Genomic DNA, 13,746 nt, shown 5'->3' with positions numbered 1-13,746 from the left:
TTTTACTGGTCCAAGGTCCAGGCCGTGGCCGGAGCTGCCGCGGTGTCCGTCCGGCGCCTCCGCAGCACAAGGATGAGCGCGGCCGCGCCGGCCAGGAGCAGTCCGGCGGACCCTGCAGCGACGGCCGGGAGCGGCACAGCGGAAGCCCCGCCTGAAGGCGCCGCCTCCGCGGGTGGCACCGCCCCGCCGTCGGCCCCTGTCACGGAGGCCTCCCCGGGCAAGGCCTCCGCAGCAGGGCCAGCCGGTCCGGCGTCGATCACGGTGAGTGATTTGCCGGCACGGTTGACCACTACCACGGCACCATCGGCCCGGACCGCGAGCCGGCCCGGGTCTTCCCCGGTTGGGACCGTCCGGGCCACCCTGTCCGTTCCAGCCTCTATGACGGAGACAGAGTTGTCTCCACTGTTGGTCACATAAACCGTCCCATCCGGCGCGGCCACAACCTCCTGCGGTTCACGGCCCACACGGATCCTCCGTGCCACCGCGGTGCCGCCGGGCTCGATGACGGCGACGTCGTTCGAGAGGACGTTGGCCACGTACACGGTTCCGTCCGGCGCGGCCGCAATCCCGTGGGGACCGGACGTCCTGCCCACGGTGATGGCGTGCGAGGGGCTGGCGGCACCGCCCGGGATAACGGTGACGGCGCCCGCGTGCTGGTTGGCGGCGTAAAGGGTGCCGTCCTTTGCCACGGCCACCTCCACCGGATAGTTTCCGGCGTCTATGACGCGCTCCACCCGGGCCTGGCCCGGCAGGACCACTGACACCGTGCCCTCGGCCGGGTTGGTCACGTAGAGCGAACCGTCCGGCGCCGCCGCGAGCCAACGCCCGCCCCGGGACAGCGGAATGGTGGAGGACACTTCCCCGGCCCCCGGGGCAACCACACCGAGCTCCGTTTGCATCTCCTCCGTGGTCTGGAGCACGTAGAGCGTCCCGTCCGTCGTCACGGCCACGGACGTTGAAAAGTGCCCCACGGAGATGGTGCGGGAGGGGCGGGTCTCCCCTGGCTGGAAGACGCTGACGCCGCCTTCCCAGTTGTAATCGCTGACGTACACCGCCCCGTCCGGGCCTGCCGCCACGCCCAGGGGCTGGCCGGTCACGTCAATCTCAGTCAAGTCATCAGCGGACGCCGGAACAGCCACGACGGCGGAGGCCAGCAGGAGCGCAACGGCGCCGGCCATGGCGGCCCTGGCGGTGCGGCTGATCGGACCGGTCTTCACGTGCTTCCCCCAAAACTGTTGCCGACCCCCGCGGCAACCCTAAGATCCTACCGGCCCCGCACAGCCCGCCGCCCACCCCGCACGCTCATTCGGTAGTGTCTGATCATGGATGGCGATACCCTGCTCAATTTCCTGCTGGTCCTCTTCTTTGTGCTGCTGGGCGGGGTGTTTGCGGGCACGGAGATGGCGCTGGTGTCCCTCCGCGAAAGCCAGGTGCGCCGGATGGAAAAATCAGGGAAGCGCGGCGCCCGGATCGCCGCGCTGGCCGGGAACCCCAACCGGTTCCTCTCCACCGTCCTGATCGGCGTGACGCTCTCCGGTTTCTTCCGCCGCGTACGGCGCCTCCACCATCGCGCCCGACGTCGAACCCCTCCTGGCGGCCGTCGGCTTCGGCGCCGCCGCAGAACCGGCAGCCTTCATCGGCATGACGCTGCTGGTGGCCTACCTGTCCCTCGTGCTCGGCGAACTGGTGCCCAAGCGGCTGGCCATGCAGAGCGCCGTCGGCTTCACCAAAGTCCTCGCCCCGCCCCTCGGCGTCCTCTCCGAAATCATGCGGCCCGCCGTCTGGCTGCTCTCCGTCTCAACGGACGCCGTCGTAAGGCTCTTCGGCGGCGACCCGAACGCCAAGCAGGAGAGCGTCAGCTCCGAGGAACTGTGGGACATGGTGGCGGAGAGCGACATGCTCGAAGAACACAGCCGCAGCATCCTGTCAGACGTCTTCGGCGCCGGGGACCGGTCGCTGCAGGAGGTGATGCGCCCCCGCACCGACGTGACCTTCATCAACGGCAGCCTCAGCATCACCGAGGCGTTCAACATGGTGCGGGATGGGCACTTTTCGCGCTATCCCGTGATCGACAAAACGCCCGACGACGTGCTGGGCTTCATCCATGTCCGTGACCTCGTGCCCCGGGACGGGAAGCACGACGACGGGCAGGTGCGGGACATCGTCCGGGAGATCCTCCCGCTGCCGGGCACCAACAAGGTGCTGCCGTCGCTGCAGCGCATGCGCCGGCTGGGCCAGCACATCGCCCTGGTGGTGGACGAATACGGCGGCACGGACGGCATCGTCACCCTGGAGGACCTGGTGGAAGAGCTGGTGGGTGAGATTTACGACGAGTACGACGCCGGCGCAGACCACGAGGACCGGGTCACCAAAGGCGACGAGTCGCTGGACGTTGACGGCGGGCTGACCATCCAGGAGTTCGCATCCGCGTCCGGTATCGAGCTGCCGGAGGGGCACTACGAAACGGTGGCCGGCTTCGTCATCGACCGGCTGGGCCGCCTGCCCCGCACCGGCGACAGCGTGGAAGCGGACGGCCATGTGCTGACGGTGACCGCGATGGACCGGCTCCGGGTGGTCCGCATCCGGGTGACGCCGGCGGGAGGACCCGGGAAAGGCTAAAAGCCGGTCAGTTCTCCGGTGTCCGTTCCGGGAACTCCACGAACGTGGCTTCGTCCGGATTCTCCGGCGTCGATGCGTAGATGGTGACGGCCTGGGCACCGCCCTCCGGCCTCGCCCGGGCGGTGACAGTCCCGGTCCGTGCCCGGTTCAGGACGTTCACCACGCTTTCAGAGACCGCCGCCAGCGTCCGCGGCGCCAGTTCCTGCCGGCGGTCGTCCAGCAGCTGCACGGTCACCCCGCGTTCCCGCGCCCGGCGTGCGGCGTCCACCACCTCGTCGGTGGCGAGGACGCGTCCGCGGATCTCGTCACGGAACTGCGCCTCGAGGAGCTGGAGCTGCTGCCGTTCGGCCGGCGTGATCTCGTGGCCGGCCTCGGCGATGCGCTGCAGCGCCGGCCCGGCAATCCTCCGGACGTGCTCCAGCCATTCTGTTCTTGCAACGTGCACGGCCTGCTCGGCGGCGTACCAGTCGGCGGCACGGCGGGCATCAGCGCTGTACTGGGCCACCTTGTTGTCGTTGGTGCGCAGCAGGTGCCCGATCCCGGTGGCCACCAGGACCCAGCCGACCGTGGCTATGTTCATCATCAGCCCTCCCACCAGTCCCATGCTGGCGCCGGCGCCCCAGAGCGTCACCAGGACGGCCGAGATTAGCACGCCGATCCAGGACAGCAGCACCCTCCCCCGGACGTTCACGATCACCAGCATTGTGTAGGCGGCGGACAGATGCCACGAGGCATACCCGGGCCAGCGGTCCGTGGGCAGCACACTGCTGACGAGGACCGTCACCATCACGACGGCGGCCAGCGCAGCGAGTGCCGAGGCCAGCGGGAGCTTGCCGGGCTTAGGAACCAGCAGCAGGACCACGGCGGCGACGTAAACGGCCATCGCAATGTAGACGGGGCCCGCGGCGGACACCAGGTCCAGCGACAGCAGGCCAAGCGCGATGTGCACGGCGACGAACACGGCGCAGAGGAGGCTCATGACCTTGGTTGAAATGGCCCGGATCATGCCGCAACCCCTTCCCAGTCCAGCCGCACCTCGGCGCCGGAGCGGTGGCTTGAGTGGATGGCCGCGGACCCGTCCGCTGCCTGCATTCGGCCGACGATGCAGACCTTGATGCCCAGCCTGCGGTCCGAGACCAAGGCAGGATCAAACCCGCGGCCGTTGTCCTTGATCGAGACGCTCACCTTTGCCTGGTTCCCGGTGCGGTGCCCCGTCAGCCGGACCTCGCAGCGCGCGGCCTCCGAGTGGCGGACAGCATTCCTGACGGCTTCGGTGGCGGCTTCAAAAATGGCCCGCACCGCAGCGCCGGGCAGGAGCAAGTTTTCCGCGGCATCGCAGACAACGTGGATAACCGGGCCCTCCGTGGCGCCGGCAACCGTGAACCTGATACGGGCAGCAATCTCCGTCAGTGTGGCCGGCGCTGCTTCCGACGTTGTCCCCTGCTGCTCCAGTCGGTCCAAGGCACTGGCCGCCAGGTTCGCGCTCGCCGCGCGTTCCTCGGCGGAGCCGGCGTGGGCGGCGGTGAGCAGCGCCGTCATCACGCTGTCATGCAGGAGTCCGTCCAGGCGCAGCCGTTCGTTGCCCAGCGCTGTTTGCGCCGCCGCCTCCCGGTACCTGTCGATGGCGTTTTCGGCGGCGGTGTCCGCCCGTTCGGCGGCGCGGCGAAGGATGCCGATGGTGACGCAGATGATGAGGCCCAGGACGGTGGCGAACAGGGCGTCCTCCAGCGCCACCAGGGAAGACGCCGAACCGCCTTGCGGGGTGGTCCGGACGGCGAAGAACACCGCCCCTACTGCCACCGTGTAGGTGCAGCCGATGCGGGTTCCGGCCCCGTAGGCGCACCAGGCGGCGCCGACATTGATCATCGCCCACATCCAGGGAGTACCGAAGCCCTCGGGGATGGTGGCGGGAACGGCGAGCGTCCACAGCGCCAGCCCGGCCAGGACCAGCAATGCCAGGGCACGGGCGATCCACACCAGTCCCCTGCCCCTGACGGAAGCTCCGGCGAAGGCGGCCACAAGCGCGAGGAACAGCCAAAGGAACGGGAAGTTCCACCAGTTCGCCACATGGGGTGTCTGGCCCATAATTGAACCGGTTGCGTGGAGCAGGAGCAGCGCAGCGAACGCGGCGACGCCCCTGCCCATCAGGCGGTGCGTGGCCAGGGCCGAGACGCCGTCCAGCGCCGGCGAAAAACCTTTCACTTCTTCCGCAACGGAAGCAGCGGCGGCAGGATGCCGTCCTCCACCGCCCGGCGGTAAAGGTCGATTTTGGTGCTGGCGGGCCGGCCCGCTGCCTCGTACTTTTCGCGGATCCGGTCGATGTTTTTCTTGACCGTGCTCTCGGCGATGTTCATCCGGCGTGCCACCTGGTACTGGCCCAGCCCGTCCGCGTACATGCCCAGGCACTCGCGTTCACGGTCGGACAGGTTTGCCTGGACGAAATCCGCGTCCACCTCGATGGCGGCGGCCAGTTCCTGGCTGGCGATGGTCTCCCCGGCGGCGATGCGGCGCAGTTTGGCGAAGGTTTCCGCAACCGGCTCGGATTTCAGCGATACTCCCATGGCGCCGTTCGCCAGGGCGTCCTGCAGGTAGCCCACGTTGTCACCGAGGGTGAAGATCAGGACCCGGTAGCCGGCGGCGGCCAGCCGGGCCACGTTCTCGCCCGGCCGGGACCCGTCGGCCAGGGACATGTCCAGGGCGACGACGTCGCAGAGGTCAGTGCCGGCGTCGAGGAAAGCGGTAACGGTGGGTGCGGCCCCCATCACGGTGACGGGCGGTGAATTCAGGCGGGCATCCCGGGCGGCGGAGGCCGCGAAGCCGATCCGCACCGCTTCATGGTCATCGATGATTCCTGCGCGCACTGGCTCCAACGCGTTGCCCCCTTCGTCGTCGGACCGCTCCGATGGACTTATTCTCGGGCGCAGCCCAGCAGGGACCAAGTGTGACGTGCTTCGTGTCCATCTCGCGTCACAGAGCCGGCGGCTGTCCCCACTTCCGGTGACAACGTGCAACTCCCTGGCGGCCAGGGCTCCCGGCCGCCGGCCGCCGTCGCTAATCTCAGTTCTGGAGTGATCGACGCGGCGCGGCAGCTGTTCGTCGGCGGCCGATGGCGGCCGGGAATCCAACCGCTGGAATTTGGGGGGTTGTTGGGCTCCCGGGCGCTTTCCGCCGTCTATGCCACCAGCCTCGCGACCAGTTCCCCGCGGCTGCCCACCCCAACCTTTTCGTACAGCGACTTCAGGTGATCGTGCACCGTGTGCGGCGAGATGAACAGGTGGCGGGCGATGTCCGCTGTCGGATTCCCTGACAGTACTTCCAGGCAGACCTCCCGCTCCCGGGCGGTGACTCCGTAGGCCATCAGCAGCAGGGTGGCGAGGTCGTGCGTGGTGGCGGGTTCCACGGTGACCACCATCTGCTCCGGGTCATCACCGGTGATCAGGCGGCTGGCCTGCAGCATCACCCAGTTGTTCCCGGCGTCGCGCATCCTGGCGCGTGCTGTTCCCGACGCCGAGGCGTGGGCCTGCGCCACCACCGAGTAAAGCGTCATGCTGAACCGGCCGGGCGCCGCCTCCTCCACCTCGGCGAGCCACGCTGCGGCGGCGGGCGTGGCAGCCCGCAGCTCGCCATGCAGCCCGGCCAGGACAATCACGGGCCCGACGGCGGCCGGTCCCGTTGGGTGCCCGACGCGGACAGCGATCCTGGTGGCCGCCGCCAGCGTGGCCGCCACTGCGCCCAGAAACTCCACCTCGCGGTCTGTGAAGTCGTGGCCGGCTTCGCGGAAGATGCTGCCCACTCCCCAGCACGCGTCGTCCACCCGGAATGCCGCCCGAAGCTCGTGTTCCAGCCCCTGCGGTTTGAGCAGCGCGTTGATCCGGACGCTGCGGACCACCTCCCGGTGCGGGGCGTCGGACATCCTCGCGACGGGCTGCGGGCGTTTGAGAAGCTGAGCGAATGTGTTGGGTTCCTGGCCGGTGTACTCGGTTTCGGCGAAGCGGGCTGAGTACTCCTGGTACTCGGCCGCGCCCACGGGCCACGGCCGCCAGTTGGTCACGGAGGTCATCACCATGGAGTCGGGGTCGACGGCGGCCCAGCAGCCCTGCTCGAACGGCACCTGCTGCTGCACGACGGCGAGCGCCGCCGTGTGCAGGTCGGCCAGGCTGACACCGCTGGCGGCCAGGGCGGCGATGTCCCGCCGGGCACGCTCCGCGCGCTCCTCCCACATAGTCTCCAGTATCCGCCGGATGGGCCTGGCCGCAATCCCCCAAAGTGGGGGTTCCCCACGCATCCCCAAACCCCCGGTGCGGGGATGGCGGCCGGGGGCGCCGGCGTCGTACTTTTCCCCTATGAACGCCGTATCCCAGGTTTCCGCGGTCCTCGCCGCCGTGATCTACATCGTGGTGTTTCCGCTGGAGAGCTTCCTGCTGCACCGGCCGGGGGCGCAGAAGTTCCTGAGCACCCCGCCGCAGAACGTTCCGGCAGTGATGATGTGGGCCATTCCCACCGGGTTCCGCAACCTGGTGATCGGCCTGGGTGTCCTGGCCGGGGTGGTGGCGGTCAACATGGGCCACCCGGTGGTGGGCTACACCCTGGTGATCTACTGCTGCGCGAACATGGTGCTGACCGCTCCGGCCATGTTCCTGGCGGACATGCAGGGCCACTACCCGAAGAAGGGCGACAGCATCCCGGGGACTCTCGGCGCCACGGTGCCGGCCCTGATCGCCCTGATTGCGCTGCCGTTCTAAAGGGGTAGCACGGCTCGTTGACAGTCCTCTGCGGGGGTCGTGTACTTAAATTGGCTCCAGCATCAGCAAGGGCCAATCCCCGAAGCGGCCCCCGCTTCCGTGAGGCCGCCCAAAAATTGGAGGTCCACAATGGGTCAGGCACGCGAGATCATGGATCGCTTAACTACGGCCATGAACGAAAAAGACAAAGAAACGCTGGCACGCTGCTACGCCGCCGACGCCGTGGCCTACACCCCTGACAAGGGCGAACTCCGCGGGCGTGACGCCATCACCAGCTACCTCTTCGATTTCTGGGAGTCCATGCCGGATGTGCGGTACGAGTACGCGGCAAAGCATGAGGCCGGGAGCGTGGCGGTGGATGAGGGTTATGTGGTCGGAACCAACACCGGACCGATGCGCATGCCCTCCGGCGATACCATGCCGGCCACCGGCAAACACCTTCGCATCAGAAGCTGTGACATCTCGACGGTCGAGAACGGCGAGATCACCTCGCACCATTTCTACTTCGACCAAGTGGAGTTCCTGTCGCAGCTCGGACTGATGCGCGAGCTGACCTCGCACTGACGCACTGACGGGTTGTACGCCAAGAACAACAAACAAAGATGCCGTGGACACCCTGCTAGAGGGTCTCCACGGCATCTTCATCGCCGGGTACTCATTCGACGATGAGTCAGTTCGGGTGGATGGACCCTACTTGTCGCAGCCGATGCCGTCGCGGTCCCTGTCGAGATGCACTCCGTAGCCGGGGGTGCCGGCATATACCGGCGCTGCTCCGGCTGCCTTCGCTGCCGTGCAGTTGGCAAAGGGAGCCGCCGCCGGGGCGGGAGCCGGAGCGGGTGCAGGGGCCGGCGCGGGAACCGGCTTGGGAGCCGGTGCGGCCGGTGCTGGCGCTGGCTTTGCAGCCTGCGCAGCTGCCGCTGCCGCCTGCTCCGCGGCCAGTTTTGCCGCCGCCTGGTCTGCTGCTGCCTGGTCGGCGGCGGTCTTCGCGGCTGCAGCTGCTTCAGCCGCGGCCTTCTCAGCGGCGGCTTTTTCAGCGGCTTCCTTTTCCTCCGCTGCCTTGTCTGCCGCAGCCTTCTCGGCGACCACCCGCTTGGAGTCGGACTCCGTCATCCACACCAAACGCTGGTCGCTTCCCACGGTGCAGACGAGCGTCTGGCTGTTGTATTTCTGCGTTGCAGCATCAGTGGCGCAGGTCTTGTTGACAGGGTTTGTTGCCGTCGGCGTGGGAGTCGGGGTTGCCGTTGCCGACTGCGAAGCAGGGCTCACGAGGGCAGCCTTGTCGGCATCCGCCCGGGGCGGGGCGGTAGCACCACCCACCCCTACACCCAGGATCAGGGCAACAAAACCGGAAACAGCCACCAGACCGCCGGACTTGCGGTGCGGAAGCCCAACCCACGAGCGGCGCTTGAACAGCAGAGCATAAAGCCCCGTGAGCAGAGCGATCAGGCCAAGGAGGAACAGCACCATTCCCAGGCCGCCGACCACGGCAAACGGAATCAGCAGAAGCAGCAGCAGTGCGGCCACGATCCAAAAAAGTACTGTCGGCTTCCAGCGGCGCTGCTGGGGCGCAGGAGCATACGGATTATGTGTCAATTTTTCCCCCTAGGAAATGTCGGTGATGTGATGCAGGTGGGGCGTGGATACCCCGGGACTTTGGGTCAGCGTTCGCAGGCGACGCCGTCGGAATCGCGGTCAAGGCCCGCGCGGTAGCCGGCCTGTCCGGCGAAAAGCGGGGCGGCACCTTCGGCTTTGGCCGCGGCGCAGTTGGCGTAGTAGGCGGCTGCGGGGGCAACCGGGGCGGGGACAACGGGCGCCGGAGCCACCGGAGCAGGAGCCGGAACAGCAGCAACCGGAGCCGGAGCAGGAGCGGCCACTGCCGGTGCCGGTGCCGGTTCAGCGGCAGGTGCAGGAGGAGGAACGGGCGCCTGCTGGTTCGTCGGCGCCAGCTGGCCGGAGCAGTTCGCCAGGATGCCGGCCATCGCGTCGTGCTCCGCCTGCGTGACCCACAGGCTGTACGTCGCCTTCACGGAAATCTGCCGGGCCACGTACTCGCACCGAAATCCCCTGTTCGGCGGCAGCCAGGTGGCGGCGTCCCCGTCGCCCTTCTTCTGGTTGGTGGGGCCGTCCGTCGCCTGCAGGTTCAGCGGGTCATTCGCGAAAGCCGTCCGTTGCTCCGTGGTCAGCTGCTGCGCGCCCTTCTGCCAGGCGTCACTCAGCGCCACCACATGGTCGATCTGGACCTTGGTGCTGGTCGTATTCCCCCGCAGGAAGCTGATGCTGGTGCCGGTGTACGGGTCTGCGAGCATGCCCGACTGCACCTTGCAGGGGACGCTGTTGGTGTACGTGATCACGGTAAGGTCCCGCTTCAACATGTCATTTCGGGTGTCGCAGCCATTGCGGTCAACGTCAGCCCACGCCTGCCCGAACAAACCGCGGTCATACCCGGTCTTGGGGGCGCGGCCCTTGATGGGGAGAGTCGCCAGCAGGTCGGCCGCCTTCGTGGCGAAAGCCGGCTGCGTCTTCGGGGCGGCTACCGTCGCGTCCTGAACCACGGTGATGGTCTCGGGATCCAGTGGCGCGCCCGTCTCCCGGGCGGTGGGAACGGGCGACGGCGCCGGTGCGGCCTTGGCAGCCGCGCTCGCTGCCGCGGTCGTTGCCGTAGCGGTGCTTTCCGATGCGGCAGCTTCACCGTCCGCTTCAAAGACCTGCGGCAAAGTGACGGCGCCGCCAACAAAGAGGGCAAGCGATACGGCGAGGGCGATGGCCCCGGATTTACGAGGCCGCCTTGGTCCCTGCCCCGGAGATACTGGTGACCCCAGCAACGTCTCGTAATTCGACATGTTTTCCCCCATAAAAAAGGCCCGGCAAATAAGCCGGGCCTTTTGCTAAGCCGCAGTGGTTATGGTTGGAGCCTATTTCGCGGAATGCGGGTGAAAGCCGAAACTGCGGCAAAGCTGGGACAACATTGATTCCGTCTTGATCAATTCTTGATTGCGGCTACGCGCGCTGGGTGAGGTTGAGAATGTTGCCTTCGCTGTCGAGGAACCAGGCGGCCTTTCCCCATTCACTGGTGGCAACGCCGTTTTCGGTCTTCACGCCCGGCATGTCGTACTCTTCGAACGTGACGCCCCGGCGCCGCAGTTCTTCCATTTCGCCTTCGAGGTTGTTCGTCTCCCAGCCCATCTGGGTGTTCTTGGCCGAGCCCGCGTTGTCTGTCTGGTAGACCAAGAACGAGGTTCCGTTGCCGCAGCGGTACAGCAGGCTGTCTTCCTCCATGGAGTCAGAAGATTCCAACCCCAGCTTGTCCCGGTAAAACTCCTTGGCCCTGCTGATGTCCTTCGCGGGCAGGACAGCCATAAGTGCTGAGTCCTTGAGCATGATGTTTCCTTTGTGCATTGCTTTCGCAGTGATGGCGATGCTCTCCCCCGGTTACGGTCCGGAACAACACCGTCCGGAACCGCGTGGCCGTCCGTCCGCCGAGTGCCGGGACGGCCACCTGGGACTCTGAAGCGCCCCGCCAGCCATCAACGGCGCGAGGGTCCCCGAAGCGTATGTGCCCATTATGGGACTGTTTGGCGGCTTCGGAAATAGGGTTTCGGTGTTCTTCAGCGTCGCCTGCCCACGGCCAACGTGGGGTGGTTGTTACGGCACGCCGGAGGAGCCCGTGCGCTGGCAGGCGCACCCGCCGTTTGATTGCGCGGGCCCGGGGGGGTGGGCTCTAGGCCTTGTCGCGGGCTTCGCGCAAATGCTGCTCCAGTTTGGCCTCCGCGTCCCGCCGGCGGTGGCCGATGGAGCGGGCTTGTTCAGCAGTGGGGTGGCGGTGCTCCCGCTCCCCTGACAGGTGTTTAGCCCCTGCGGGCACGACGTCATTGTCCAGTTGGTTGTTATCACCCATACCGGATGGTCTCACACCCGCCAGCGGGGGAACAGGCCACCACGCACGGGACTCATGGCGACGGGGACTGCAGTGGCCCCGAATCCGGCGCCGTCAAAGGTACTGGCCCGGAAGTTCGACGTCGTCGTCCGGGGTTGGTTCCAGGCCCTCGCCCGGCCCCAACTGATCACCGCCCAGCACCACCGTGGGCATGTCACCTGGCGGATCCAGGAGGGGCAGCTGCAGAGGCTCCCGCAGTTGCAGCGTTGTTGCCTGTTTCGCCGCGAGAGTCGACTGGATGTCCTGCACGAGGCCGCCAATCCACCCCGAGAGCTGCGCCTGGCCGATCCGCAGTTCGTCCTCCGACGCCGAAGCTTCATTCGTCAGCGGCTGCCACAACCGCTGCAGCTCCCCTGCCGGGCCGGGCGCCAAACCGTCCTGCAGCTCCTCCACCGAGCGCTGATGGACGTGCGCGAGCCGTGCCCTCGCGTCGTCGTCGAGAATTCCGCTGCGGGCTTCTTCAAAGAGCCGGATGATGCTCGTTCCAATCCGCAGCACCTTCGCCGGATCGTCTGCCAAACGGCCCGGCGGGCTGCCGGCGGTGCCCCAGGCGCCGGGATCGGCGGGCGGGCTGTCGGGTCCGGTGGTCACGGTTGGTCCTCTCGCGTGCGCGGTTGTTTCCTGTCGAGGCGCATCGGACAGCCCCACGAACGCCGGCGGATGAAGCCGGCATCAAGGTAAGCATACTTACCATTGCGCCGAAGGGATGCATTGCGCAGGTTCCGAGGCCGAAAGCACCAGCAGTGAATAGACACCGAACAAAGTGCTATGACTGGATCAGTGCAACACAACGGAATTACTGCGGCACAGCGGAAGGGACGCATCATCCTCGGCACAAGCGTCCGCGCGGCCGGCTTCGGCTGCTCTTAGGCCTTTTCCTGTTCGGTGGGCTCGCCTTGGCGCTGGTGATCGTCGGGCCCGGGTTGCTCAGTGGTTTGCGCACTGAGAACGGCTCGTTGCTGCTTCGCCCGGACTGCACCGTTGAGACCGCTGAGGGAGAGGTGGGGCTCGACCGTGAGGAGGCGCAGTTGGCTACAACGGCCGCCGCTCTCCTGGGCCGCGGAATGGAGGCCCCGGACACCTCCGGCATCGACGAGTCAGTGTTGCAGCGGCTGGCAGACGGGCCACCCGAAAATGCCGGTCCCACCCTGGCCTGCCGGGGATCGGCCGCCAGGGATGGATCCTGGCCCACTGGCTCGTCGCCCACGCCGAGGACCTGGACATCCAATACGTGATCTTCGACGACAGGTTCTGGAGCGTGCACAGCTCTCGCGGGCAGTGGCAGTACTACGACGCACCCGAGCCCCGCAACGAGATCCTGCGCCACCTCGACCACGTGCACGTGGACGTGCTGGGCGGAGGTTCTGGCTGAGGTCCGGTTCGGACATGGCGGCGAGGGAATCGTCAACGGCACCCGTGCGGTCAGTGCAGCCGCGCGGCTCAGCACGACGGCGGGAGCCTGCTGCCGCCGTCGGCCTCCCTTCCAGCCCAACGGCCGGGCGCTAGGACTTGGCGGCGCGGATGGCTTTGCGCACGGCGGCGCCCACTGCCGAGATCACTGGCACCAGGCAGGCCAGCACTACCACCGTGTTCGGCCGGAACATTACCTGGCCCTCCAAGCTCCGGTAGACGCCGAGCGGGAGCACCATGCCGCCTCCCCCACCGCCGGAGGCACCTTCCTGCCCGGGCTCGCCGCCGCCACCAAATCCGAAGGACACCAGCGCGACGGGAATGACCTCTTCCCCTCCCAGCTGGACCGGGGAACCGTAGGCCTTGGAGACGCCGATGTTCTTGAATGTTTCAACCAGGGACGCAAAAGTATCAGCCATGGCTCCCACCCTAGGAGCCCCGGGCAGCGGGCAACAACCCCATCGAAGGAGTTCACCGATGAGCTACGAAAAGGACCCCCGCGTGGACCAGTACATCGACGCGCTCCCGCCCTGGCAGCAGGACATCTGCCGGCAGGTGCGCCACCTGGTCCACGCGGCCGATCCCGCCGTCGAGGAAACCATCAAACGCACCGTCCAGCCCTACTTCGTCCTGCAAGGCAACGTCTGCGCACTGCTCGCGGCGAAGGACCACGTCAACGTTTTCCTGTACGACGGCGGCATCACCCCGGACCCGCACAACATCATCACCGCCGGCCACGGCAACAAGACCGGCCGGATGATTTCGTACCACCAGGGCGAGCCCATCAACCAGGAAGCTTTGGTGGAGATGTTCCGTGCGATCATCGCCAACAACCGGGCCGGCGGCTGGCGGAGGCTCAAGGCCGGTTCCGACGGCTGACCCCGCCTCAGTCCGCTGGTTGTCCCGTCCCAGTCCGTTGGTTGTCCCCTGCCCAGCCCCGGCGGCTGGGGACTGTCTGAATAACGGTGGATCCGTGGTTGGCCTGACACGCCGGGCTTTGCCTGGCGGGAAGGACTGATCATGAGCGACACCATGGATCCC

At 67.3% G+C, this 13,746-nt stretch carries 15 protein-coding genes and 1 pseudogene; 5 read left to right on the top strand and 11 right to left on the bottom strand.

All coding sequences use genetic code 11. The features are described 5' to 3' along the window. Positions 1–2 precede the first annotated feature (2 nt). Positions 3–1,217 (bottom strand): hypothetical protein, encoded by a 1,215-nt coding sequence (locus ACFVYC_RS20010; protein WP_387553553.1) that lies wholly within the window; start codon positions 1,215–1,217, stop codon positions 3–5. A gap of 105 nt (positions 1,218–1,322) precedes the next feature. Between ACFVYC_RS20010 and ACFVYC_RS20005 the strand changes: the two are divergent. Then, positions 1,323–2,619 (top strand): annotated as a pseudogene (locus tag ACFVYC_RS20005) (hemolysin family protein). A 7-nt stretch (positions 2,620–2,626) separates the two neighbouring features. Here the strand turns inward: ACFVYC_RS20005 and ACFVYC_RS20000 are convergent. The 4 genes from ACFVYC_RS20000 to ACFVYC_RS19985 all read right to left on the bottom strand — a co-directional run bounded on the left by ACFVYC_RS20000 (position 2,627) and on the right by ACFVYC_RS19985 (position 6,841). After that, a complete protein-coding gene (locus ACFVYC_RS20000) occupies positions 2,627–3,625 on the bottom strand; it encodes a hypothetical protein (protein ID WP_387553551.1) in 999 nt (332 codons plus the stop codon). Further along, entirely contained in the window at positions 3,622–4,821 is a 1,200-nt protein-coding gene (locus ACFVYC_RS19995) for a sensor histidine kinase (protein WP_387553549.1), read from the bottom strand. Before ACFVYC_RS19995 ends, ACFVYC_RS20000 begins: the two co-directional genes overlap by 4 nt. Continuing rightward, positions 4,818–5,480: a LuxR C-terminal-related transcriptional regulator gene (locus ACFVYC_RS19990; protein WP_387553547.1), complete on the bottom strand. Its 663-nt coding sequence runs from the start codon at positions 5,478–5,480 to the stop codon at positions 4,818–4,820. The genes ACFVYC_RS19995 and ACFVYC_RS19990 overlap by 4 nt, the downstream gene beginning before the upstream one ends. Positions 5,481–5,791: 311 nt before the next feature. After that, entirely contained in the window at positions 5,792–6,841 is a 1,050-nt protein-coding gene (locus ACFVYC_RS19985) for a helix-turn-helix transcriptional regulator (protein ID WP_387553546.1), read from the bottom strand. 121 nt (positions 6,842–6,962) lie between these two features. Here ACFVYC_RS19985 and ACFVYC_RS19980 point away from each other — a divergent pair, with 121 nt between their 5' ends. Next, the gene (locus tag ACFVYC_RS19980; RefSeq protein ID WP_387553544.1) at positions 6,963–7,361 is read left to right on the top strand and encodes a DUF1304 domain-containing protein; all 399 of its coding nucleotides are present in this window, start codon (positions 6,963–6,965) and stop codon (positions 7,359–7,361) included. 129 nt (positions 7,362–7,490) lie between these two features. After that, positions 7,491–7,925, top strand: coding sequence for an ester cyclase (locus ACFVYC_RS19975; RefSeq protein ID WP_387553542.1), 435 nt, complete (start codon positions 7,491–7,493; stop codon positions 7,923–7,925). 126 nt (positions 7,926–8,051) lie between these two features. Here ACFVYC_RS19975 and ACFVYC_RS19970 read toward each other — a convergent pair whose 3' ends face one another. The 5 genes from ACFVYC_RS19970 to ACFVYC_RS19950 all read right to left on the bottom strand — a co-directional run bounded on the left by ACFVYC_RS19970 (position 8,052) and on the right by ACFVYC_RS19950 (position 11,886). Further along, positions 8,052–8,954, bottom strand: a complete 903-nt coding sequence (locus ACFVYC_RS19970) for an excalibur calcium-binding domain-containing protein (protein ID WP_387553540.1) — start codon at positions 8,952–8,954, stop codon at positions 8,052–8,054. Positions 8,955–9,019: 65 nt separating this feature from the next. After that, positions 9,020–10,201, bottom strand: a complete 1,182-nt coding sequence (locus ACFVYC_RS19965) for a DUF1524 domain-containing protein (protein WP_387553538.1) — start codon at positions 10,199–10,201, stop codon at positions 9,020–9,022. A 157-nt stretch (positions 10,202–10,358) separates the two neighbouring features. Then, positions 10,359–10,739, bottom strand: a complete 381-nt coding sequence (locus ACFVYC_RS19960) for a VOC family protein (protein ID WP_387553536.1) — start codon at positions 10,737–10,739, stop codon at positions 10,359–10,361. A 340-nt stretch (positions 10,740–11,079) separates the two neighbouring features. Beyond that, complete coding sequence (locus tag ACFVYC_RS19955; protein WP_387553535.1) at positions 11,080–11,256, bottom strand: hypothetical protein; 177 nt, start codon at positions 11,254–11,256, stop codon at positions 11,080–11,082. A gap of 93 nt (positions 11,257–11,349) precedes the next feature. Beyond that, entirely contained in the window at positions 11,350–11,886 is a 537-nt protein-coding gene (locus ACFVYC_RS19950) for a proteasome activator (RefSeq protein WP_387553534.1), read from the bottom strand. A gap of 344 nt (positions 11,887–12,230) precedes the next feature. Here ACFVYC_RS19950 and ACFVYC_RS19945 point away from each other — a divergent pair, with 344 nt between their 5' ends. After that, positions 12,231–12,530 (top strand): hypothetical protein, encoded by a 300-nt coding sequence (locus ACFVYC_RS19945; RefSeq protein ID WP_387553531.1) that lies wholly within the window; start codon positions 12,231–12,233, stop codon positions 12,528–12,530. A gap of 267 nt (positions 12,531–12,797) precedes the next feature. Here the strand turns inward: ACFVYC_RS19945 and ACFVYC_RS19940 are convergent, their stop codons facing one another. Continuing rightward, on the bottom strand, positions 12,798–13,124 hold the full coding sequence (locus ACFVYC_RS19940; RefSeq protein WP_387553529.1) for a hypothetical protein: 327 nt from the start codon (positions 13,122–13,124) through the stop codon (positions 12,798–12,800). Between the two features lie 58 nt (positions 13,125–13,182). Between ACFVYC_RS19940 and ACFVYC_RS19935 the strand changes: the two genes are divergently transcribed. Continuing rightward, entirely contained in the window at positions 13,183–13,584 is a 402-nt protein-coding gene (locus tag ACFVYC_RS19935; protein WP_387553527.1) for a DUF1801 domain-containing protein, read from the top strand. The last annotated feature ends 162 nt before the right edge of the window (positions 13,585–13,746 follow it).

Source organism: Pseudarthrobacter sp. NPDC058329 (assembly GCF_042879835.1).
In the GTDB taxonomy this organism is placed as follows: domain Bacteria; phylum Actinomycetota; class Actinomycetes; order Actinomycetales; family Micrococcaceae; genus Arthrobacter.
This window is presented reverse-complemented; position numbering and strand designations above follow the sequence as displayed.